Below are 21,751 nucleotides of genomic sequence, written 5' to 3'. Positions count from 1 at the left end.
ACCAAACCGGGCATGGCGCGAACCGCGCACGAGTGTGAACTTCGTGAACTTTGACCTGTCAGCCCGGGTAATCGGCGCCGACGAAATACAGCCCGTCGGGCGGTGCGTTCAGCCATAGCGCGGCCCGGTCGCGTGCGGCGAGGATGTCGGCAAGGTCGTCGGGCGTCCGCTTGCCCTGTCCGACCATCGCCAGACAGCCGACCATCGACCGCACCTGATGATGCAGGAACGACCGGGCGGCGGCATGGATCGCGATCCGGTCGCCATCGCGCTCGACCGCCAGCCGGTCGAGCGTTCGCAGCGGGCTGTCCGCCTGACAATGTGCCGACCGGAATGTCGTGAAGTCGTGCCGCCCGACCAGCCGCGCCGCCCCCTCGGCCATCGCCCTCGCATCCAGCTTCTGCGGTACCCGCCACGCCAGCCCCTGTTCGAACGTCAATGGCGCGCGCCGACAGACGATGCGATAGACATAAGCCCGTCGCACGCACGAGAAGCGCGCATGCCAGTCGTCGGCGACGACCTGGCAATCGAGGATCGCCACCGGATCGGGCCGCAACCGCGCGTTCAGCGCCTCCATCAGCCGGAACGGCGCGAACTCCTTGGCGACATCGACATGCGCGCGCATCGCGGTGGCATGGACCCCGGCATCGGTCCGGCCGGCGGCATGGACGGCGGCGGTCTCGCCGGTTACCTCCAGCAGCGCGCGCTCGATCGACCCCTGCACGCTCGCCCCTTCGGACTGGCGCTGCCACCCGACGAACGGCCGTCCGTCATATTCGACCGTCAATGCGAAGCGGGTCATGCCAGCCGCGTACCCTCGGGGATCGCGAAGCCACGCAGCAATTCGGCGGGGGTCATCGCCCCCCGCCCGGCGCGCTGGACCAGCGTCGGCCGCAACGCCCCCTTGGCAGAGGCGATGGTCAGCATATCGTCAATCACGGTGCCCGGCGCACCGGCCCCGTCGACTACCTCCGCCGCCAGCACCCGCACCCGCTCGCCGTTCAGCTCGAAGAAGGCGCCGGGTGCCGGGTTGAACGCCCGCACCTGCCGCTCGGCATCGACCGCGCTGCCCTCGAAGCGCAACCGCGCCTCGCTCTTGTCGATCTTCGCGGCATGGGTCACGCCCTCGCTCGCCTGTTCGACCGGCGGATAGACATCGGGATCGGCCAGCACGTCGAGCATCAACCGCGCCCCCATCGCGCTCAGTTCCTTGGCCAGTTCGCCCGCGGTCTTGGCCCCTACCGGCGTCCGTCCTTCCAGCCGCACCGGCCCGGTATCCATCCCCGCCGCCATCTGCATGATGCCGACCCCGGTTTCCATGTCGCCGGCAAGGATTGCCCGTTGGATCGGCGCCGCCCCCCGCCAGCGCGGCAACAGCGAGCCATGGACGTTCAGGCATCCCAGCCGCGGCGCATCCAGCACCACCCGCGGCAGCAACAGGCCGTAGGCGGCAACTACCGCCACATCGGCATCCAGCGCTGCGAACTCGGCTTGCACCGTCGGATCGCGCAACGTTTCCGGCGTCCGCACCGCGATCCCCAACGATTCGGCCAACCGGTGGACGGGGGAGGGGGTCAGCGCCTTGCCCCGCCCGGCCCGGCGCGGTGGCTGGCTGTATGCCGCGACGACGTCATGCCCGGCATCGACCAGCGCTTGAAAGATCGGCACCGCAAAATCGGGCGTGCCCATGAAGATGATCCGCATGCCGCTCTCTCGACACCGTGGCGTCCGCGCGCGCAACCCCCTATCTTGGGTGGGATGGCCTCTCCCGAAATCGATGCGCTGACGCAGGCGCTCTCCCGCCTTCCCGGTCTCGGCCCCCGCTCGGCCAGGCGTGCGGTGCTGCATCTGGTTAAGAAGCGCGAGACGGCGCTCGATCCGCTGCTGGTCGCGCTCGACCGGGTGGCGCGCAACCTCGCCACCTGTTCGACCTGCGGCAATGTCGACACCACCGATCCGTGTGCCATCTGCACCGACCCACGCCGCGACGATCGTTCGCTGTGCGTGGTCGAGGAGGTCGCCGACCTGTGGGCGCTCGACCGCGCGCGACTATTCCCCGGTCGCTTCCATGTGCTCGGCGGTCGGCTGTCGGCGTTGGAGGGGGTGCGCCCTGACGACCTCGCCATCGATTCGTTGGTCGGCCGCGTTGCGGCGGGCGGCATCGACGAGGTCGTGCTGGCGATGAACGCCACGCTGGAGGGGCAGACCACCGCCCATTACATCGCCGAACGGATCGAGAAATTCCCCGTCCGCCTGACCCAGCTTGCCCATGGCCTGCCGGTCGGCGGCGAGCTCGACTATCTTGACGAGGGGACGCTCGCACAGGCGCTCCGCGCGCGACGCCCGGTCGCTTGACCGCCGGAAATATGCTACCTAGCTAGCCGCTATGGCCATTCTCCCGATCATCGAAATTCCCGATCCCCGCCTCCGCCTCGTGTCCGAACCCGTAGAGGGCGTGACCGACGAGGTGCGGACGCTAATCGCCGACATGTTCGAGACGATGTACGACGCCCCCGGCATCGGCCTCGCCGCGATCCAGGTCGCGGTGCCCAAGCGCGTTCTGGTGATCGACCTGCAGGACGAGGAAGACGAAGAGGGCAAGCCGGTCAAGGCGCCGCATGCCTTCGTCAATCCGGTGATCGAGGAAGTGTCGGACGAGCTGTCGACCTATCAGGAAGGTTGCCTGTCGATCCCCGAACAATATGCCGATGTCGTCCGCCCCGCGCGCTGCCGCGTCACCTGGCTCGACGAGCAGGGCGAGAAGCATGACGAATGGCTCGACGGGCTGATGGCGACCTGCCTCCAGCACGAGATGGACCATCTGAACGGCGTGCTGTTCATCGACCATCTGTCGCGGCTGAAGCGCGACATGGTCATCAAGAAGCTGAACAAGGCGCGCAAGGCGGCGTAAGCGACGAACCGAACCCCCTCCGCCTTGTCCGGTGGGCGGGGCGGGGGTAAGTTCCGGGTCCGTTCCACCCGGAGTATCGCATGGACCCGCTTGTCATCGTCATCGTCGCCGCCGTTCTGCTTGCGGGGTTGGCGATCGGCTGGCTGATGGGCAGCCGGCAGGTCCAGTCGCTTCGCGAGGAACGCGACAAGCGCGAGGGTGATTTCAAACAGGCGATCGCCGATCTCGCTCTCGCCAGCGAACGCGCGAAGGAAGTGCCGACGCTGCGCGAGGAACTGGCCGAAATCCGCGCCGATCGCGACGCGCTGCTGCTCGACCATGCCGCGCTGAAAGCCAATGCCGCGGCGTTCGAGGAACGGCTGACCGAGTTCAAGGACGCACGCGAAGCGATGGCCTCGCAATTCCGCGAAACCGCGCAGATCATGCTCGACGGCGCACAGAAATCCTTCCTGCAACGCGCGCAGGAACGCTTCGCGCAGGCCGGCGACACCAACGAGATGAAGTTGAAGGCGCTGCTCGCCCCGGTCGAGGCGACGCTGAAACGCTACGAAGCCAGCATCGGAAAGGTCGAGAGCGAGCGGCAGGAAGCCTATGGCACGCTCAAAGGCCTGATGGACGCGATGCGCATCGGCCAGGAATCGGTGAAGAGCGAGGCGGCCAAGCTGGTCAACGCGCTGCGCTCCGCCCCCAAGGCGCGGGGCCGCTGGGGCGAGCAGCAGCTGCGCAACGTGCTCGAAACCTGCGGCCTTGCCGAACATACCGATTTCCAGATGGAGGTATCGGTCGATCACGACGGCGGGCGGCTGCGCCCCGATGCGATCGTCAAGGTGCCCGGCGGCAAGAGCCTCGTCATTGATGCAAAGGTCTCGCTCAATGCCTATCAGGACGCGCATGGTGCGGTCGACGAGATCGAGCGGGCGGCGTTCATGACCGCGCACGTCGCGTCGATGAAGAATCACGTAAATGCGCTCGGCGCCAAGAGCTATCAGTCGCAGTTCGAGGATACGCCCGACTATGTCGTGATGTTCGTGCCGGGCGAGCATTTCCTTGCCGCCGCGCTCGAACATGCGCCTGACCTGTGGGACTATGCCTTTGACCGCCGCGTGCTGATCGCGACGCCGACCAACCTGATCGCCATCGCCCGTACTGTCGCGGCGGTGTGGCGGCAGGAGAAGCTGGCCGGCGAAGCGCGGCAGATCGGGCAGCTGGGCCGTGAACTCCATGCCCGCCTCGCCAAGATGGGCGAGCATGTCGCCAAGCTCGGCAAGAATTTGGAAGGCGCCAACACCGCCTACAACGCCTTCGTCGGTAGCCTGGAATCGCAGGTGATGACCTCGGCCAAGCGGTTCGAGACGCTGAATATTGATACTGCCGGCAAGTCGATCGAACCGCTGCCGGTCGTCGAACAATCCCCGCGTCCGCTGACCAAGCTCGCCGTCGCCATCGCGCAAGCCGAGGAAGCCGGCGAGGAGCGCACGGAGGAAACGGCGGTGGAATAGAAACTCAGGCCGGTCGCGGCGGCGTTTCGCCATTATCGCCGAGCACCAGCCCCATCGTCACTGCGACGATCCGCGCCGCGATCATCGCGCATAGCCGGTGCGGATCGTCGCGCGCCGGCACATATTCCGCCAGCACCAGCCCGACGATCTCGCCTTTCTCGGCCAGCGCGGTCAGCAGCAGCACGACCTCCTCATAGCGCAACCCTCCCGGCGTCGGCATCGCCACCGCCGGGAACACTGCCGGGTCGATCCCGTCGCAATCGATCGACACCAGATAGCGCCCACCCGCCGGCACCGCATCGATCGCGGCATCGATCCCGCCGCGGATCAGGTCATAAGCGGTGACGACCCGGCTTCCCCAGTTCCGCGCATCGTCGATCTGCCATGCGCCGCCGCTGCCGAGACCCCGCACGCCGACTTGCACCATGCCGGTCACATGCGGCATCTCTGCCAGCCGCCGCATCGGCGATCCATAGCCCAGCGTCTGCCCACGGATATCATCGCCCCAATCGACATGCGCATCGATCTGCACGACGGTCAGCGGACCGTGATCGGCAAAGGCCGCCGCAAACGGAATCGGCACCGAATCGTCGCCGCCAAGCAGGATCGGCACCGCGCCCGCCGCCAGCACCGCGCGCGTCGTCGCCTCGATCCGCTCGCGATTGCCCGTGGCATCCTCGGGTCGGGTATCGACATCGCCCAGATCGACGACGCCGCGCGCGCCGTTCGGATCGGGGAAGGGTGTGAACCCCAGATCGAAATCGATCTGCGACAATTGCCGCGCGAACCCCAGCGACGCCGCGCGTACAGCAGCGGGTGCATCGGCCGAATGGCTGGGCTCGCCATCGTCATAGGGCGTCGCCTCGCTCGCCCCGAACAGCGCGATGCTTGGCCGCCCCAGCGTATCGAGTTCGGCGGCGGGCAGGGCGGCGAAGGTCGGGCGGGTCATCCCCGCTGAATGCGCCGCACCGTCAAAGGTTCAGGGGCGGTGCTGCCCCAGCACGGTGTACGCCATGACCGCTGTCGCCACTGCCGCGTTCAGGCTGTCGGCCTTGCCCAGCATCGGGATCTTGACCAGCAGGTCGCATTCCGCCGCCATATGCTCGGGCATTCCCTGCGCCTCGTTCCCGGTCAGCAGGAAGGTCGGATCAGGATAGGTCGCCGCGCGATAATCGTGCGTCGTGTCGAGACTCAGCCCGACCAGCGTCCCTGGGCCGCTGCGCAACCACGTCTTGAACGTCGCCCAGTCGGCGCGCGCCACGGCGACGGTGAAGATCGCCCCCATGCTCGCCCGCACCGCCTCGACCGAAAACGGATCGACGCAGTCGTCGATCAGGATCAGCCCGCCGGCACCGGTCGCATCGGCGGTACGCAGGATCGTGCCCAAATTACCCGGATCGCGCAGACGTTCGGCGACCAGCCACAGCGACGCGTTGCGCCGATGGATGGCCGTAAGCTCGGTGGAAAACTCGTCATAGACGCCGACCACCGACCCCGGATTGTCCTTTCCCGACAGTTTGGAAAGGATGTCGACCGTCGTGGCAATGGCGATGCCGCCCGAAGCCTCGGTCTCCTCGATCAGCGTTTCCAGCAGCGGATGCGGCGCATCGCTCGCGAAATAGAGTTCGGCGGGCAGCCATCCAGCCTCGCGCGCTTCGGTCAGGATGCGCAGTCCCTCGGCCAGAAAGCGGCGTTGATCGCGACGATGGCGCTTCTCGCGCAGGTTGCGCGCGGCCTTCACCATGGGGTTCGAATAGGCGGTAATCTCGCGAGGCATGCGACGCCCTAGCGAACCTCGCCGTCCGCGTCGATCGAATCGAGAATGCGCGTGCCCGCCATGAACACCGCGATCGGGCACACCGCGAACATCAGCTTGCCCGCGATCCCCGGGTACATCTGCATGTAGTGGAACCCGCGTTCCACCGCCCCGACGGCAAGGCCGTAGATGACGAGGAACGCCTCGAACTTTGATTTGATCGTGAACAGGTTCTTGAGCCGGGTCAGCATGGTTCCAAATTACGCAATTTACGTACCATCGGCAGTTTTCCGGGAGTTTCGGACCATGCGACGTGGTTAACTGTCAATTAACCCGACAAGGTCGAGCGCCTCTAGCAGCGCGCGCCGCGCCGCGACGATCCGATCGATCAGTGCCGGATCGCCGATCTCCGCCGGTTCGATCCGTTCGGGCCAATGCGCCTCGACCACCGCTGCGATCCGATCGAGCTTCGCATTATCGACCAAAAAGCGCGGATCGATCGTCGCCGGATCGGCGACGACGCGCAGCCGCAGACAGGCGGGGCCTCCGCCATTGGCCATCGATTCGCGGACGTCGACCACCTCCAGCCGCCGGATCGGACCGTTGCCGGCGACCAGTTCCTGCAACCACGTCCACACCGACTCCGTTTCCCGCGCCTCGGCCGGAAGGATCAGCGCCATCCCGCCATCGGGCAAGGTCACCAGCTGCGCATTGAACAGATAGGAGGCGATCGCATCGGCCAAGCTGACCCGATCCGTCGGCACCTCGACGATCTCGACCGACGGCATCGCCGCGCGCAGGTCGGCGAAGAAGCCGTCGCGGTCGTGGAACGCCTGTTCATGCGCGAACAGCACGCGCTCGTTGGCGACCGCGACGACGTCATTATGGAACGCCCCGGCCGCGATCGCTGCGTCCGACTGCCGGACGAACAGCGTCCGCGCAGGATCAAGGCCGTGTGTCCGCGCCACCGCTTCGCACGCCTCGCGATGTTGGCGCGCGGGGAAGGGACCACCGCTCACGCCATAGACGAACACCTCAATCCCCGCCGTGCCATGCGTCTCGCACAGCCGCATATGGTTCGCCGCCCCTTCGTCGCCGAACGGCGCGGGCACCGGGCCGTGCACGGCAAAGGCCTGGTCGGCAAAGGCTAGCTCCACCTGCTTCAGCGTCGCCGGCCATTCATGACTGCGATGCGGCATCGTTACCAGATTGGCGACGGTCAGGTGGCAGCGTCCGTCTGCGGTATCGGGGGCCGGCGACACGGTCGCGGCATTGGCCGCCCACATCGCCGATGCCGACAGCGCCTGCGCCTGCAGATGCGGGGCAGCGCTCGCATAATCGGTCGCCAGTCGCGTCAGCCAGCGCGCGTCCGGCCGTGGATGCGGTAACAGGATCCCCTGCGTCAGTCCCAGCGCGAGGTTCGCGCGCATCTTGGCGATGCCCTGCAACGCCGCCATGCGCGGGCGCGATACCTCGCCGGCATTGCGCGTCGCCGCCAGATTGCCATGGCTCAGCCCGGCATAATTATGGCTGGGACCGATGATTCCGTCGAAATTGATTTCCCGAACCATCGTCACCGCCCCACATGACACAGCGTGTCGCCGACTTCGACGCCCAGCGCGCGCGCCGCCTCCGCGTCGATCGCGATACCGTCGTCGCGCACCGTCACCTCGCCCAGACAGGCGCGGAAATCGGACAGCCGCCCGGTCGACAGCAGCGACGCCTTGCCACCGCCATTGTCAATGGCCACGACCTTCCCCTCGCGCCGGTCGCGGATCGTCATGATCTGGTCGGTACGCGCGGTCATCGTCGGCCCGCCATCGAAGATGTCGACGTAATTCTCATACGCAAAGCCTTCATTCTCCAGCATCCGCATCGCCGCGCGGCCGGTAGGATGGGGCAGGCCGATGACCGCCCGCGCCGCCTCGGGCAGCATCGCGATATAGACCGGGTGGCGCGGCATCAGGTCGGCGATGAACTGGTTGCCATGGATCGCATTGAACTGGTCGGCATCCTGGAACGTCATGCCGAAGAAGCGCCCGGCAACTCCGTCCCAGAAGGGCGATCCGCCCGCCTCGTCGATGATCCCGCGTAATTCGGCCAGCACCCGGTCGGCAAAGCGCCCGCGATGCCGCCCGATGAACAGATAGCGCGACCGGGCAAGCAGCAGCCCCAGCCCACCGGCGCGCTCACCGGGATGCAGGAACAGTCCGCCGACCTCGCTCGCCCCCTCCAGATCGTTGACCAGATTGAGGATATCGGCGCGGAACGTCCGCCCCAGCGCCTCGCTATGCTTGGTCAGCGTCGCGACGCGATAGGAATAGAAGGGCCAGCGCTGCCCGACCTTGGTGAACACCTGACACGTGCCGCGTACCTCGCCGGTGTCGATATTCTCGAGCACCAGCACGAATATCTCGTCGCGCGGGGCATCCTCCTCGTGGCTGAAGGCGATGGCGCTGCGCTCCAGCCGGGTCATCAGCGCATTGCGGTCGGGCGGCAGGTTGGTGAACCCGCCCCCGGTCAGCTTCGCCATTTCATAGAGATATTTCAGGTCCTCTTCGCGTGCTGCGCGGATACGAAACGTCACAATCCCCCCTGTGCCACGATACGCGATATGGCGACCGCCGACAGCGCGGCGCGTTCGGCCAAGCTGTCGACGATCATATATTCGTCCGCCGAATGGATCGCGCCGCCGCGCACCCCCATCGTGTCGATCACCGGTACGCCCTGCGCGGCGATGTTGTTGCCGTCGCACACCCCGCCGGTGTCGCGCCAGCCGATCGGGATCGACAGGTCGTGCCCGACCGCCTGCACCAGCGCGAACAGCTTCGCCGCCCCGGCATCGATCGGCTTGGGCGGCCGGTTGAAACTGCCATGTACCATCACGCCCACGTTATGGGCGGCGGCGGCCATCGCCGTCGCCGCATCGATCTGCGACCGGGCGCGCGCGATTTCATCGGCGCCATGCGGCCGGAAATTGACGCGCAGCACCGCATGGTCCGGCACGACATTGTTCGGCCCGCCGCCCTCGATCCGTGCCGGATTGACCGCCAGCCGCGGCCCCTTCACCGCATTGAGCCGAAGCGCGATATCGGCGGCGGCAACGATGGCGTTGCGCCCGTCCTCCGGATTTCGCCCGGCATGCGCGCTGCGCCCGCTGACCACGATCGAGAAATTGCCGGTCCCGCCGCGCGCGCCGGCGAGCGTCCCGTCGGGCAGCGCAGGTTCATAGGTGAAGGCCGCGACCTTGCTCGCCGCCAACTGCTCGATCAGCCGGGCGGAGGCGAACGACCCGGTCTCTTCGTCGGAATTGATGACCACGTCATAGCCGAAGCGGTCGCCGATCCCCGCCGCCTCGACCGCCTTCAGCGCGGCGAGCATCACCGACAAACCGCCCTTCATATCGGCGGCACCGGGACCGTTCAGCGCGCCGTCGGGCAGGTATCGCGCGGTCTGGAACGCATTTTCCGCGCCGTACACCGTGTCCATATGCCCGGTGAACAGCATCCGCACCGGCGCTTCGGGCCGTACGCGCAGCAGCAGGTGGCGGCCATGATCGATCGCGCGCACCTTGCCGTCGCTGTCGACCGTCTCGACCGGATCGGGATCGACCAGTTCGATCGTGCCGGGCAGCGCGGCGAAATCGTCGGCCAGCAACCCGGCCATCACCGCCAGCCCGGACAGGTTGCGCGTGCCGCTATTGACCGCGACCCATCGCTCGACCTGTACCTGCATCGCCGCGGCGTCGATCGTATCGATCAAAGCGGCGTCTTCATACGTCCCATCCATGCCCCGGTGTAACCGGGATCGGTCGCTTCAGAAAGCATAGACCAAAGATGCACGCCCTGTGGTGTCGGTGTTGACGCGCCCAACCGGCGGTCGGCTTTCATACTGGATGTTGTACGACAGCCGCGCCGATAGCGGTCCCAGCAGCTTGGCATCGACCGCGGTCAGGCTGGTCACCGTGCTGTTTGCCGCCTGGACATAGGCTGACGTATCCTGCCGGAGCGTCAGCGCGGGCGTCATTCGCCAGTCGAAATCGACCGACCCGCGCGCCGCCAGATTGCGCTCCACGTCGCCGGTCGTGAATGAGGTGTGCCGAAATGCCGGCCCCAGTTCGAGGTCGAGCGTTACCGGCCCGCGCGCAATCGCGGTATAACCCGCCCCGCTCGATGCTGAATAACGATCGTAATAGCCGAAGAACTTATCGGATTCATACTGGGCAGCGCCATAGATATACAGCCGGTCGTCGACCTTGTAGTTGGGCTCGAACGCACCGAGATAATGTTCGCGCGACGGAATGCCGTTATTTTCCTGATAATCCGCCTGTAATTTCAGCTTGTGGCGCCAGCGATATCCCTCGCGCGACAGATCGAGCACGGCGGTGATGCCGAGATTGTCCGAATTGCCGCTGTTCACCCAGCCGCCGATTTCGGCTCGCCCCTTGACCAGTGCCCCGAACGATGCGGTGCGCAGGCGCTTCTCGGTCTTCTCGGTCCGCTCGAACGTGTAGTGCGATGCGAGGTCGGCGATCTTCTGCGCATGTTTGGGCGCAGCCTTGCGGGCATAGCGGACGATCGTGGCGACGTCGTTGTCGTTGCCCGACGCCATCGCCTCTTCCAGCATCGTCCGGATTTCGATCGGCAGATCGGGCTCGGGCGGCGGTTCCGCGAAATACAGGCCGAGCGGCAGGAGGAGCGCGGGATTGGGCATCGCCGCCCGCTATAGCCGATCGCCTGACGTCAGGCTGAACCGTTCATCGCGGCTTTGGCGCGGTTCACCGATGCAGATGCTCGGCAAACGCGGCCAGAACCTGTTCGTATAAGGTCTTCTTGAACGGCACGATCATCGTCGGCAGATCGGCCGGATCGGCCCAGCGCCAGGCGCGGAATTCGGGTTCTGGCGTGGCGATGTCGATATCGCCATCCTTGCCTTCGAACGCGAACAGGAACCAGCGCTGCCGCTGCCCGCGCCATTTCCCCTTCCAGATCCGGCCGATCATGTCGTCGGGCAGGTCGTAGAGAAATTCCCCGGGTGCCTCGGCGATCAACCGCACCTTGTCGGACAGCACCCCGGTCTCTTCACGCAGCTCGCGGACGGCGGCGTCGAGCGCTTCTTCGCCCTCGTCGATCCCACCCTGCGGCATCTGCCACGCCTCCAGCGTCGAATCGAGCCGCTGTCCGACGAACACCTGACCGTCGCGGTTCATCAGCATGACGCCGGCACAGGGGCGATAGGGGAGGGTCGTCTTGTCCATCCCCGCTTCCTATCCGGCCCCCGCGGCTTTTGCGAGGACCAACGGCATCTTATCTTGGCGGCGTGATCCCCGTCATTCACCATCCGCACTATGTCGCCGAAAGCCCGCCGGGCAGCCGCTATCGCTGGGGCAAGAACGGTCTCGTCCGTGATCTGCTGCTGGACATGGGACCGGCGATCGACTGGCACGAACCCGAACCGATGCCGCGTGGCTGGATCGAGGCGGTGCACGACGACAGCTATGTCGCCGAGGTGATCGAAGCGCGGGTTCCGCCCGCCAAGGAACGCCGCATCGGTTTCGCGGTCACCCCGCCCATGGCACTGCGCGCTGTCGCGGTGCCCGGCGGTACCTATGCCGCCGCACGTGTCGCGATGGAGCGCGGCTATGCCGCCAACACCGCCGGCGGCAGCCACCATGCGCTGGCCGATACCGGTGCCGGCTATTGCGTGTTCAACGACCTCGCCATCGCCGCCAACCGGCTGGTCGACGAGGGAACGTGCGATCGGGTGCTGGTGGTCGATGTCGACGTCCATCAGGGCGACGGCACCGCATCTTTGCTCGCCGGACGCACCGGCCTCGCCACCTACTCGATCCATGCCGAAAAGAACTTCCCGGCGCGAAAGGCCCGCTCGACGCTCGACATCGGCTTGGCCGACGGGGTCGGCGACGACGAATATCTATCGACGCTGGCCGCGACGCTGGTCCCCCTGATCGACAGTTTTGCGCCGTCGCTGCTGCTGTATCAGGCAGGGGTCGATCCCTTCGCCGACGACCGGCTGGGGCGGCTGTCGCTGACCCAGGCGGGGCTGAACGAACGCGACCGCTGGATCGGACAACTGGCGCGAACGCGCGGTCTTCCGATCGCCAGTGCCTTGGGCGGCGGTTACGGCGACCTGCTCGAGGTCGCGCAGCGCCACGTCCAGTCGATCGTCGCAGTGGCGGAGGGAACCGGGATCGTCGCGCGGGCGTAACGCCTGTTACATGACCGACCCCGTCCTTCTCTGGCTCCGCCAGGACCTCCGCCTGCGCGACCAGCCCGCGCTCGTCGCCGCTGTCGAGGCCGGGGCGATAATCCCGGTCTATATCCTTGACGACAAGAGCCCCGGCGACTGGGCGATCGGCGGTGCCCAGCGCTGGTGGCTGCACCACAGCCTGTCCGCCCTGGACGAATCGCTCCGGGCAAAGGGATCGCGCCTGATCCTGCGCAAGGGCGAGGCCGTCGCCGAACTCCGCAAGCTGATGGACGAAACTGGCGCACCACACATCCACGCCATGCGCCATTACGAGCCGTGGTGGGTAAAGGCGCAGGACGCGCTCGGCGACGATCTGACGCTGCACGACGGCAACCACCTCCGCCCGCCCGAATGCGTCCGCACCGGCTCTGGCGGAATGTTCAAAATCTATTCGTCCTTCTGGAAGGCGCTGAACCAGATGCTGCCCCCGGACGAACCGGTGGCAATGCCGCGCACCATCCGCGCGCCCGCCAAATGGCCGAAGTCCGACCATCTCGCCGACTGGGACCTGCTGCCCACCAAACCCGACTGGTCGACCGCCTTCGGCAAAGCTTGGCAACCGGGCGAGGACGGCGCGTTGAAGGCGCTCAAATCCTTCGCCAGCCGGCTCGACGACTATGCCGAGGCGCGCAACCAGCCCTCGATCGACGGTAGCTCGAACCTGTCGCCGCACCTCCACCATGGCGAGATTTCGCCGCGACAGGTGTGGGCGGCGCTCGACGGATCGGGCGACAGCCTGACCACCTATCGCAAGGAACTGGCGTGGCGCGATTTCTCGAGCGGCGTGATCCTGTCGATGCCAGACTATGCCGACACCAATGGCCGCCCGCGTTATGACAAGCTGAAATGGCGCAGCGGTGCAGCGGCGAACCGCGATCTGAAGGCGTGGCAACAGGGCCGCACCGGCTATCCGATTGTCGATGCCGGCATGCGACAGCTGTGGCAGATCGGCTGGATGCACAATCGCGTGCGGATGATCGCCGCGTCCTTCGTCATCAAGCACCTGCTGATCGACTGGCGTGAGGGCGAGCGCTGGTATTGGGACTGTCTGGTCGATGCAGATTTCGGCAACAATGCCGTCAACTGGCAATGGGTCGCCGGCACCGGAGTTGATTCGAACATGTTCGGGCGGATCATGGCGCCGCTGACCCAGTCCGAGAAATTCGACGCTGTCGACTATATCCGTCGCTGGGTGCCCGAACTGGCGCACCTGTCGGACGCGGCGATCCACGACCCCGATGCCGCCGGATGCCGGCCGGACGACTATCCCGAAAAGATCATCGAGCACCGTGAGGCGCGCGAACGCGCGTTGGCGGCGGCGCGCGGTATCTGATCCCCCTTGTCGCCGGACGCGCGCCGTGCATGTAGGCGCGCGATGCCGTCCGACCCCTTTCGCTTCCTGTCCCCCCTGTTCCGCCGTGCCTTGGCCCGGATCGACGCCGGCCTGACCGCCGGCGCAATCGATGCGACCTTGCCCGACGGCAGCACCCGCCGGGTCGGCGGCCATGCGCCGGGGCCGGTCGCGGTCGTCGTCCTCCACCGCTGGCGCGCGATGTGGCGGCTGGCGCGTGGCGGATCAGCCGGCTGGTACGAGGCGTGGGCCGATGGCGACTGGTCCAGCCCCGATCCGGTGCCGCTGTTCGACCTGTTCATGCGCAACGCCGAAACGCTCGGCACCGCGGCGCGCGCGGGCGGGGTGTCGCGCCTGCTGCGTCGGCTGGGCCATCTGAAACGCCGCAACGACCGCCCCGGCGCACGTGCCAACATCGCGGCGCATTACGACCTCGGCAACGACTTCTACCGCGAATGGCTCGACCCGACGCTGACCTATTCCAGCGCGATCTTCGACGGCGCGACCGGCCTGGTCGAGGCGCAGCACAACAAGCTGACCGCGATCCTCGATCGCACCGCCACCCGCCCCGGTGACCGCATCCTTGAAATCGGCTGCGGCTGGGGCTCGTTCGCCCGCACCGCCGCGGCGGCCGGGCGGCGGGTCGACGCGATCACTCTGTCGACCGAGCAGCAGCGCCATGTCGATGCGATGGCGCTGCCCGGCGTCACCGTGTCGCTGACCGATTATCGCGACGTCACTGGCACCTACGACGCCATCGCCAGCATCGAGATGGTCGAGGCGGTAGGCCGCGAATATTGGCCCGCCTATCTCGACACCATTGCCGCGCGCCTGAAACTCGGTGGCCGTGCAGCGATCCAGTATATCGCCATCGCCGAACCGCTGTTCGATGCCTATGCCGGCAACGTCGATTTCATCCAGGCGCATGTCTTCCCCGGCGGGATGCTGTTGTCCGAACCCCGCTTCCGCGCGCTCGCCGAGGCACGGGGCCTCGCATGGCGCGATGTCCGCCGCTTCGGCCTCGACTATGCCGAGACGCTGCGGCTGTGGCGGCTGGCGTTCGACCGGGCCCGCGCCGAAGGCCGCCTGCCGATGATCGACGACCGCTTCGCCGATCTGTGGCGCTACTATCTGATGTATTGCGAGGGCGGCTTTCGCGGTGGCGGCATCACCGTCGCCCAAGTGACGCTGGTCAGGCAGTAGCGCGCCGCGTCACCCGCACAATTGCCGCCCCTTCGGATCGCGCAGCGCCGTCGCTTCCGATCCGCTGTCGCTCAACCGGTCGACCTCGAACCCGGCAAGCGACGCGCGCCTAGTGCACAGCCGCTTGCACGCCGCCGGCAATGCGCCCGGCAGTCGCACATGATCGCCGTCGAACGCTGCCTCGAACGTGCAGCCATCGCCCAAGTCGACGCGCAACGCCTCGCCGTCGCGCGTAAACCGTCCGCGTCCGCTGCACCCGATATCGTCGCCATAATCGACGAACATCCCGATCCGTTCGCCGGTGATGCACAACCGGTCGCCTGCGCGGGCATATAGCCCGTCCGCCGTCGCCGTCGCCGGATCGCGCACCACGGCGCGCGCGATTGCCGCCTGTTCCAGCGTGGTTTTGCTTTCGGGCGTCGCCGACGGCGAACATCCCGTTAGCACCAGCGCCGCCGCGATCCAGACCCTCACGCCGCGGGCACCAGCCGATCGCCCTCGATCCGTCGAAAGAAACAACTGTTCGCGCCGGTATGGCATGCCGGACCCGCCGGGTCGCACCGCAACCACACCGCATCCTGATCGCAATCGATCCGCGCTTCCACGACGCGCAGCACGTTACCCGACGTCTCACCCTTCTTCCAAAGGCGCCCGCGACTCCGCGACCAGAAGGTCGCCTCGCGCGTCTCCAGCGTCAGGCGCAACGCTTCGTCGTTCATGAAGGCGACCATCAACGGCTCGCCGCTGGCGGCATCTACGGCGATGGCGGTCAACAGCCCATCGGCATCGAATTTTGGGTTCAGCACCAGTCCGGTATCGCGATTTTCCATCGCCGCAACTCCTATCGTCGAACCTGGTTCCGCCGCAATCGACGATCAAAGGGCGACAAATCGATTCCATCTACCTATATGGCAGCCGCGTGACACGCTTATCCCCGGAAGGGCCTATGTTCACCACCCATCCATTCGACGACGACAAGCTGCGCGAGGAGTGCGGCATTTTCGGTGTATCCGGCGCGGACGGCGCTGCAGCGCTGGTGGCCCTCGGCCTCCACGCCCTCCAGCATCGCGGGCAGGAAGCGGCCGGCATCTGCAGCTGGGATGGGGCGATGTTCCATACCCAGCGCGCACAGGGCCATGTCGCGGGCAATTTCGATCGCCCCGACGTGATCGAATCGCTGCCCGGCGCCACCGCCTGCGGCCATGTCCGCTATTCGACCACCGGCGAAACGTCGAACCGCAACATCCAGCCGCTGTACGCCGAACTGGCATCGGGCGGGTTCGCGGTGGCGCATAACGGCAATCTTTCGAATGCGATGCGGCTGCGCAAGGATCTGGTCCGCACCGGTTCGATCTTCCAGTCGACCAGCGATACCGAAGTCATCATCCACCTGGTCGCCACGTCCAACTACCGGACGCTGCTCGACCGGTTCATCGATGCGCTGAAGCAGGTCGAGGGCGCCTATTCGCTGATCTGCATGACGCCCGAGGGGATGATCGCCTGCCGCGACCCTCTCGGTATCCGGCCGCTGGTGATGGGCAAGCTCGGCGACGACGCCTATATCTTCGCCTCCGAAACCGTTGCGCTCGACGTGGTCGGCGCCGAGTTCGTCCGCGAGGTCGAACCCGGCGAACTGGTCATCGTCAAGAACGGTGAACTGCGCTCGATTCGCCCGTTCGCGCCGCTATCCCCCCGTCCCTGCATCTTCGAATGGGTCTATTTCTCGCGCCCCGATTCGATCAGCGACGACCGCTCGATCTATTCGGTGCGCAAGGCGATCGGTGCCGAACTGGCACAGGAAAACCCGGTCGAGGCCGATCTGGTCATCCCGGTCCCCGATTCGGGGGTCCCCGCCGCGATCGGTTATGCGCAGGCGTCGGGCATCCCGTTCGAACTCGGCATCATCCGCTCGCACTATGTCGGCCGAACCTTCATCCAGCCGGGCGACAAGGTCCGCCATCTCGGCGTGAAGCTGAAGCACAATGCCAATCGCAAGCTGATCGAGGGCAAGCGCATCGTCCTGATCGACGATTCGATCGTGCGCGGCACGACCAGCCTGAAGATCGTGCAGATGATGCGCGATGCCGGCGCGGCCGAAGTGCATATGCGCATCGCCTCGCCGCCGACCCGGCACAGCTGCTTCTACGGCGTCGACACGCCCGAACGCGCCAAACTGCTCGCCGCCAAATTCGATCTCGGCGGCATGACCGACTATATCCAGGCGGACAGCCTTGCCTTCGTTTCGATCGACGGGCTGTACCGGGCGCTCGGCGAAGCATCGCGCACCTCGGTCCGTCCGAAATATTGCGACGCCTGCTTCACCGGCGACTATCCGACCCCGCTGACCGATCAGGACGAAACCAGCTCGGTCGATCAACTCGCGGTGCTGGCCGAACGCGTCGGATGAGCGATCGTCTGAAGGGGCAGCTGGCCTTCGTCACCGGTGCCAGCCGCGGCATTGGTGCCGCCACCGCCATCGCGCTCGCGGCGGAGGGCGCTCACATCATCCTGACCGCGCGCACCACCGGCGGGCTGGAGGAGGTCGAGGACGCGATCTACGCAGCCGGCGGGTCGGCGACGATCGCGCCGGTCGACCTCTATGACCGCACCGCCATCCCGCAACTGGTGTCGGCGATCGCCGAACGCTGGCGTGCGCTCGACATGTTGGTGCTCAACGCCGGCGCACTCGGGACGCTGGGGCCGGTGCCGTCGTTCGATCTCAAGGAATTCGACAAGGTGATGGCGCTAAACGTCACCGCCAATGCCGCGCTGATCGCCGCCTTCTCGCCGATGCTGCGGCTGGCACGGTCGGGCAGGGTGGTCGGCGTCACTTCCTCAGTCGGCGCCGCCCCGCGCGCCTATTGGGGCATGTACGGCGCATCGAAGGCGGCGTTCGACAACATCATTGCCAGCTACGGGCTCGAAATGGCGAACATCTCGCCGGTCCGCACCGCGATCGTCGATCCCGGCGCCACCCGGACCAAGATGCGCGAGCGCGCCTATCCCGGCGAGGACCCGCAGAGCGTGAAGCCACCCGAACGCGTCGCCGATGCGATCGTCCGGCTGATGGCCGACGGCTTCGACAGTAGCACCCGTATCCGCGTCGACTGACGAAGGTTCCGGACCCCGGCAAAAACAAATAGTTGGTTCCTGTCGGGGCCGGCTCCCGCCTCGCTCGTTGTCCGGCGGCTGCGCGTGCAGCTTGCCGTTCGAGGAGCTTTTGCATGGCCCTGAAATTCGCCGGAACGATGAACGCGATCAATCGCGGACTGGACGAAACCAAACCCGCCAAGGGCGCGACGATGATCGAGGATTGGGAAGCGGCGCTGGCCGATACCGACGTGCCGGGGGCCAAGGGCATCCTGCGCGACCTCGCCTCGTTGCGCAAGCAATTGGAAAAGGACGCACCTGATAGCGACCGCGTCCACGACCTGCTTCACCGCTTGGGCGCTGCGACAACGAAGATCGCCGACAAGGCCGACAAGCAGCAGGACAAGCTGCGTGCGCTTGGCGAAGCGCTGAGCGAAGCGGGCGAGGAAACCCCCGACGAGGAAGAAGACACCGAAGCCGCCGCCGCTCCGAAGCGGGCGCGCAAGAAGGCTTGAAGGAAGGGCGGCGGGGTGTCACGAATGCCCCGCCACCGCGCCGATTGCGCTTTCCTACACGTCTTTAAACCGCCACCCTCGTCACCCCGGTTTGATCCGGCGTCCTGCCTCGCTTCCAGCGCTTGTTGGAAGGCAGGACACCGGCGCAAGCTCGGGATGACAGAATGCAATCAGGAAACGCCACGGCGCACGAAACGCCGCGAGTGTGAACTTAGTGAACTTTGGCCGCTTACGGCTGCACGGTCGGGGTCCATGGCCGCTCGCGAAACCACTTGGTGATGACGTATTTGGTCCCCTCGACCACTGCCATCCCCTCGTGCAGCGTCGACAGGTTGGGGCTGCCATCGGCGTTCATGTTGTTCCACGCGACCAGCATCCCCGGCCGCGGGTTGAAGCGGACGCCGGCGACCGGAAACCACGTCGCGCCGCCCTGTTCGACCTCGTTCAGATAGACCATCGCCGTCCAGGTCCGCTGCCCGCCCTGTACCGCCATCGGCGCCCAATAATGTTCGTTCTCGTTGAAATAATCGGCATGCGCGCGGAATTGCTGCCCCGGGGCATAGCGCTGTCCCTGCATCGTCTCGCCATATTCGGGTGGGATGCCCAAGAGATGCGCGATCCGCTCGTCGATCGGCTGCAGATCGGGGTGCCAGCGGTCGAGGTCACAGCTGTCCGATGTCCGGAAATTGGGGTCGTTGCTGCTGGTCAGCAGCGTGGATTTGCGCCGCCCGGCATCGATCGTCGCCATCAGCAGCTCGCATTCATCCTCCGACAGGAAGTCGGGGAGTGCGAACAGCACCGCCGCCTCGGTCTTGGCGCGGCGGATGCCGGGGATCGCGGCAAGCTTCGCCTCGACCGTCCGGCCCCATTCGGCACGGACGGGGGAGGGGCTACCAGGGGCTTTGCGGATCGGCGTGTTCATGGGCAGGGGTTCAATCAGATCGCGGTGGCGAGGGGAAGGGGTCAGTAATCCGCCGGCGTCTCCATCAACTCGATCAGCACCCCGCCCATGTCGCGCGGATGGACGAACACGATGGGCGTCCCATGCGCCCCGATCCGCGGCGTCCCCAACACGCGCGCGCCCTTGGCGGTCAGGTCGGCGATCGCGGCATGGATATCCGACACCTCGAAACACAGGTGATGCTGTCCGCCCGCCGGGTTTTTCGCTAGGAAGCCCGCTATCGGCGAGGAATCGTCATACGGCTCGATCAATTCGATCTGCGTATTGGGCGCATCGATGAAGCACACCTTCACACCCTGTTCGACCAGATCGAAAGGCTCGCCAATGGCGTCCGCGCCGAGCAGGTCGCGATACATCGCAATCGAAGCTGCGATCGAAGGCGTAGCGACCCCGACATGATTGAGACGGCCGAGGCTCACAACTCCTCCCCGGCACGGGGAGGGGGACCAGCGAAGCTGGTGGAGGGGAAGTGCCCAACACTGCAACCGTGGTGGATCGGAAAGGTCCCCTCCACCACCTGCGCTGGTCCCCCTCCCCGCAAGGCGGGGACGATGTCAAAGCGGGATATTGTCATGCTTCTTCCACGGGTTATCCAGCTTCTTGTTCCGTAACTTCCGCAACCCCAGCGCCACCCGCCGCCGGGTGGAATGCGGCAGGATCACCTCATCGATGAACCCCTTGCTGGCCGCTACGAACGGGTTGGCGAAGCGCGCCTCATATTCCGCCGTCCGCGCCGCGACCTCTTCCGGGTCCTTCGACCGGAAGATGATCTCCACCGCGCCCTTCGCCCCCATCACCGCGATCTCGGCGGTCGGCCACGCATAGTTCAGGTCGCCGCGCAGATGCTTCGACGCCATCACGTCATAGGCGCCGCCATAGGCTTTCCGCGTAATGACCGTGATCTTAGGCACCGTCGCCTCGGCATAGGCGAACAGCAGCTTCGCGCCATGCTTGATGATGCCCGAATGCTCCTGTCCGACGCCTGGAAGGAAGCCCGGCACGTCGACGAAGGTCACGATCGGTATCTCGAACGCATCGCAGAAGCGGACGAACCGCGCCGCCTTCTTCGACGAATTGATGTCGAGACACCCGGCCAGCACCATCGGCTGGTTGGCGACGATGCCGACGGTCCGCCCCTCGATCCGGCCGAAGCCGATCAGGATGTTCGCGGCATGCCCCGGTTGCAGTTCGAAGAATTCGCCGTCATCGACCGTCCGCACGATCAACTCGTGCATGTCATAGGGCTGGTTGGCGCTCGGTGGGATCAGCGTGTCGAGACTGTCCTCGATCCGGTCCCACGGATCGTCGCTCGGCCGCAGCGGCACGCCGCTGCGGTTGTTGGCGGGCAGGAAATCGACGAAATCACGCGCCGCCAGCAATGCCTCGATATCATTCTCGAACGCGCAATCGGCGACCGACGACTTGGTGGTATGCGTCACCGCGCCGCCCAGTTCCTCTTGGCTGACCACCTCGTTCGTCACCGTCTTGACCACGTCGGGCCCGGTCACGAACATGTAGCTCGAATCCTTCACCATGAAGATGAAGTCGGTCATGGCCGGCGAATACACCGCACCGCCCGCGCACGGCCCCATGATGAGCGACAGCTGCGGCACCACGCCGGACGCCAGAACGTTGCGCTGGAACACCTCGGCATAGCCGCCGAGCGAGGCGACGCCTTCTTGGATGCGGGCGCCGCCCGAATCGTTCAGCCCGATGACCGGAGCGCCGACCTTCATCGCCATGTCCATGATCTTGCAAATCTTCTGCGCATGGCGTTCCGACAGCGAACCGCCGAACACGGTGAAGTCCTGGCTGAAGACATAGACCAGCCGCCCGTTGACCGTCCCCGACCCGGTCACCACCCCGTCGCCCGGAATCACCTGCTCCGGCATCCCGAAATCGACGCAGTTATGTTCGACATACATGTCGAGTTCCTCGAACGATCCTTCGTCGAGGAACACGTCGATCCGTTCGCGCGCGGTCAGCTTGCCCTTGGCATGTTGCGCGGCGACGCGCTTCTCGCCGCCCCCGGCCCGCGCTGCCGTGCGCCGTTTCTCCAACGCTTCGAGTGCTTCGAGCATCGTCTCTCCTTGGCCCCTTAATGGGCGTTTCGCCCCTTGTGCCAGCGGGACGCGGTCGAGCGCAACATTCTTGCGTCGCCCAACACATGCGGTCTGCCCGTACGGGGTTGGCGG

General features: G+C 66.2%; 24 protein-coding genes. 9 read left to right on the top strand and 15 right to left on the bottom strand.

Features of this window, described 5'->3' with window-relative positions; translation table 11 throughout:
- Positions 1–58: 58 nt before the first annotated feature.
- Both truA and fmt read right to left on the bottom strand, forming a co-directional pair.
- Complete coding sequence (gene truA, locus ACTHQV_RS07445; RefSeq protein ID WP_440489261.1) at positions 59–802, bottom strand: tRNA pseudouridine(38-40) synthase TruA; 744 nt, start codon at positions 800–802, stop codon at positions 59–61.
- Positions 799–1,704: a methionyl-tRNA formyltransferase gene (fmt, locus tag ACTHQV_RS07440; RefSeq protein ID WP_440489259.1), complete on the bottom strand. Its 906-nt coding sequence runs from the start codon at positions 1,702–1,704 to the stop codon at positions 799–801. The genes truA and fmt overlap by 4 nt, the downstream gene beginning before the upstream one ends.
- Positions 1,705–1,758: 54 nt before the next feature.
- Between fmt and recR the strand changes: the two genes are divergently transcribed.
- The 3 genes from recR (at position 1,759) to ACTHQV_RS07425 (ending at position 4,410) form a co-directional block, all read left to right on the top strand.
- Positions 1,759–2,355 (top strand): recombination mediator RecR, encoded by a 597-nt coding sequence (gene recR / locus ACTHQV_RS07435; protein ID WP_440489258.1) that lies wholly within the window; start codon positions 1,759–1,761, stop codon positions 2,353–2,355.
- 31 nt (positions 2,356–2,386) lie between these two features.
- Entirely contained in the window at positions 2,387–2,911 is a 525-nt protein-coding gene (gene def / locus ACTHQV_RS07430) for a peptide deformylase (protein ID WP_440489256.1), read from the top strand.
- 80 nt (positions 2,912–2,991) lie between these two features.
- A complete protein-coding gene (locus ACTHQV_RS07425; protein WP_440489254.1) occupies positions 2,992–4,410 on the top strand; it encodes a DNA recombination protein RmuC in 1,419 nt (472 codons plus the stop codon).
- 4 nt (positions 4,411–4,414) lie between these two features.
- Here the strand turns inward: ACTHQV_RS07425 and ACTHQV_RS07420 are convergent, their stop codons facing one another.
- From ACTHQV_RS07420 to ACTHQV_RS07385, 8 genes are all read right to left on the bottom strand, one after another.
- Positions 4,415–5,359, bottom strand: a complete 945-nt coding sequence (locus ACTHQV_RS07420; protein ID WP_440489252.1) for an arginase family protein — start codon at positions 5,357–5,359, stop codon at positions 4,415–4,417.
- A 30-nt stretch (positions 5,360–5,389) separates the two neighbouring features.
- The gene (locus ACTHQV_RS07415; RefSeq protein ID WP_440489251.1) at positions 5,390–6,187 is read right to left on the bottom strand and encodes a TrmH family RNA methyltransferase; all 798 of its coding nucleotides are present in this window, start codon (positions 6,185–6,187) and stop codon (positions 5,390–5,392) included.
- 8 nt (positions 6,188–6,195) lie between these two features.
- Entirely contained in the window at positions 6,196–6,417 is a 222-nt protein-coding gene (locus ACTHQV_RS07410; RefSeq protein ID WP_440489250.1) for a hypothetical protein, read from the bottom strand.
- A gap of 66 nt (positions 6,418–6,483) precedes the next feature.
- Positions 6,484–7,737, bottom strand: coding sequence for an N-succinylarginine dihydrolase (locus tag ACTHQV_RS07405; protein ID WP_440489248.1), 1,254 nt, complete (start codon positions 7,735–7,737; stop codon positions 6,484–6,486).
- Positions 7,738–7,739: 2 nt separating this feature from the next.
- Positions 7,740–8,753: an arginine N-succinyltransferase gene (locus ACTHQV_RS07400; RefSeq protein WP_440489247.1), complete on the bottom strand. Its 1,014-nt coding sequence runs from the start codon at positions 8,751–8,753 to the stop codon at positions 7,740–7,742.
- Entirely contained in the window at positions 8,750–9,955 is a 1,206-nt protein-coding gene (locus ACTHQV_RS07395; protein ID WP_440489246.1) for a hydrolase, read from the bottom strand. Before ACTHQV_RS07395 ends, ACTHQV_RS07400 begins: the two co-directional genes overlap by 4 nt.
- A gap of 27 nt (positions 9,956–9,982) precedes the next feature.
- On the bottom strand, positions 9,983–10,879 hold the full coding sequence (locus tag ACTHQV_RS07390) for a DUF481 domain-containing protein (RefSeq protein WP_440489245.1): 897 nt from the start codon (positions 10,877–10,879) through the stop codon (positions 9,983–9,985).
- 64 nt (positions 10,880–10,943) lie between these two features.
- Positions 10,944–11,423, bottom strand: a complete 480-nt coding sequence (locus ACTHQV_RS07385; RefSeq protein WP_440489243.1) for an RNA pyrophosphohydrolase — start codon at positions 11,421–11,423, stop codon at positions 10,944–10,946.
- A gap of 62 nt (positions 11,424–11,485) precedes the next feature.
- Here ACTHQV_RS07385 and ACTHQV_RS07380 point away from each other — a divergent pair, with 62 nt between their 5' ends.
- From ACTHQV_RS07380 to ACTHQV_RS07370, 3 genes are read left to right on the top strand one after another with little or no spacing between them, the layout of a single operon-like run.
- A complete protein-coding gene (locus ACTHQV_RS07380) occupies positions 11,486–12,394 on the top strand; it encodes a histone deacetylase family protein (protein ID WP_440489241.1) in 909 nt (302 codons plus the stop codon).
- A 10-nt stretch (positions 12,395–12,404) separates the two neighbouring features.
- Positions 12,405–13,769, top strand: a complete 1,365-nt coding sequence (locus ACTHQV_RS07375; protein WP_440489239.1) for a cryptochrome/photolyase family protein — start codon at positions 12,405–12,407, stop codon at positions 13,767–13,769.
- A 42-nt stretch (positions 13,770–13,811) separates the two neighbouring features.
- Positions 13,812–14,990: a class I SAM-dependent methyltransferase gene (locus tag ACTHQV_RS07370; protein WP_440489238.1), complete on the top strand. Its 1,179-nt coding sequence runs from the start codon at positions 13,812–13,814 to the stop codon at positions 14,988–14,990.
- Between the two features lie 9 nt (positions 14,991–14,999).
- Here the strand turns inward: ACTHQV_RS07370 and ACTHQV_RS07365 are convergent, their stop codons facing one another.
- Positions 15,000–15,464, bottom strand: a complete 465-nt coding sequence (locus ACTHQV_RS07365; protein ID WP_440489237.1) for a hypothetical protein — start codon at positions 15,462–15,464, stop codon at positions 15,000–15,002.
- Entirely contained in the window at positions 15,461–15,820 is a 360-nt protein-coding gene (hisI, locus tag ACTHQV_RS07360; RefSeq protein ID WP_440489235.1) for a phosphoribosyl-AMP cyclohydrolase, read from the bottom strand. The genes ACTHQV_RS07365 and hisI overlap by 4 nt, the downstream gene beginning before the upstream one ends.
- A gap of 116 nt (positions 15,821–15,936) precedes the next feature.
- On the opposite strand from hisI, the gene purF reads away from it, so the two are divergent.
- From purF to ACTHQV_RS07345, 3 genes are all read left to right on the top strand, one after another.
- Complete coding sequence (gene purF / locus ACTHQV_RS07355; protein WP_242115716.1) at positions 15,937–17,397, top strand: amidophosphoribosyltransferase; 1,461 nt, start codon at positions 15,937–15,939, stop codon at positions 17,395–17,397.
- A complete protein-coding gene (locus ACTHQV_RS07350) occupies positions 17,394–18,101 on the top strand; it encodes an SDR family NAD(P)-dependent oxidoreductase (protein ID WP_440489234.1) in 708 nt (235 codons plus the stop codon). Before purF ends, ACTHQV_RS07350 begins: the two co-directional genes overlap by 4 nt.
- A 113-nt stretch (positions 18,102–18,214) precedes the next feature.
- Complete coding sequence (locus tag ACTHQV_RS07345) at positions 18,215–18,595, top strand: hypothetical protein (RefSeq protein WP_440489232.1); 381 nt, start codon at positions 18,215–18,217, stop codon at positions 18,593–18,595.
- Between the two features lie 229 nt (positions 18,596–18,824).
- On the opposite strand, the gene ACTHQV_RS07340 is transcribed toward ACTHQV_RS07345, so the two are convergent.
- From ACTHQV_RS07340 to ACTHQV_RS07330, 3 genes are all read right to left on the bottom strand, one after another.
- Positions 18,825–19,517: a prolyl hydroxylase family protein gene (locus ACTHQV_RS07340; RefSeq protein ID WP_440489231.1), complete on the bottom strand. Its 693-nt coding sequence runs from the start codon at positions 19,515–19,517 to the stop codon at positions 18,825–18,827.
- Positions 19,518–19,558: 41 nt separating this feature from the next.
- Positions 19,559–19,975, bottom strand: a complete 417-nt coding sequence (gene mce, locus ACTHQV_RS07335; protein WP_440489230.1) for a methylmalonyl-CoA epimerase — start codon at positions 19,973–19,975, stop codon at positions 19,559–19,561.
- A gap of 135 nt (positions 19,976–20,110) precedes the next feature.
- Positions 20,111–21,637 (bottom strand): acyl-CoA carboxylase subunit beta, encoded by a 1,527-nt coding sequence (locus ACTHQV_RS07330; protein ID WP_440489228.1) that lies wholly within the window; start codon positions 21,635–21,637, stop codon positions 20,111–20,113.
- Positions 21,638–21,751: the final 114 nt, after the last annotated feature.

The sequence above is a fragment of the Sphingomonas sp. SAFR-052 genome, from assembly GCF_051965015.1.
Classification (GTDB): domain Bacteria; phylum Pseudomonadota; class Alphaproteobacteria; order Sphingomonadales; family Sphingomonadaceae; genus Sphingomonas.
This window is presented reverse-complemented; position numbering and strand designations above follow the sequence as displayed.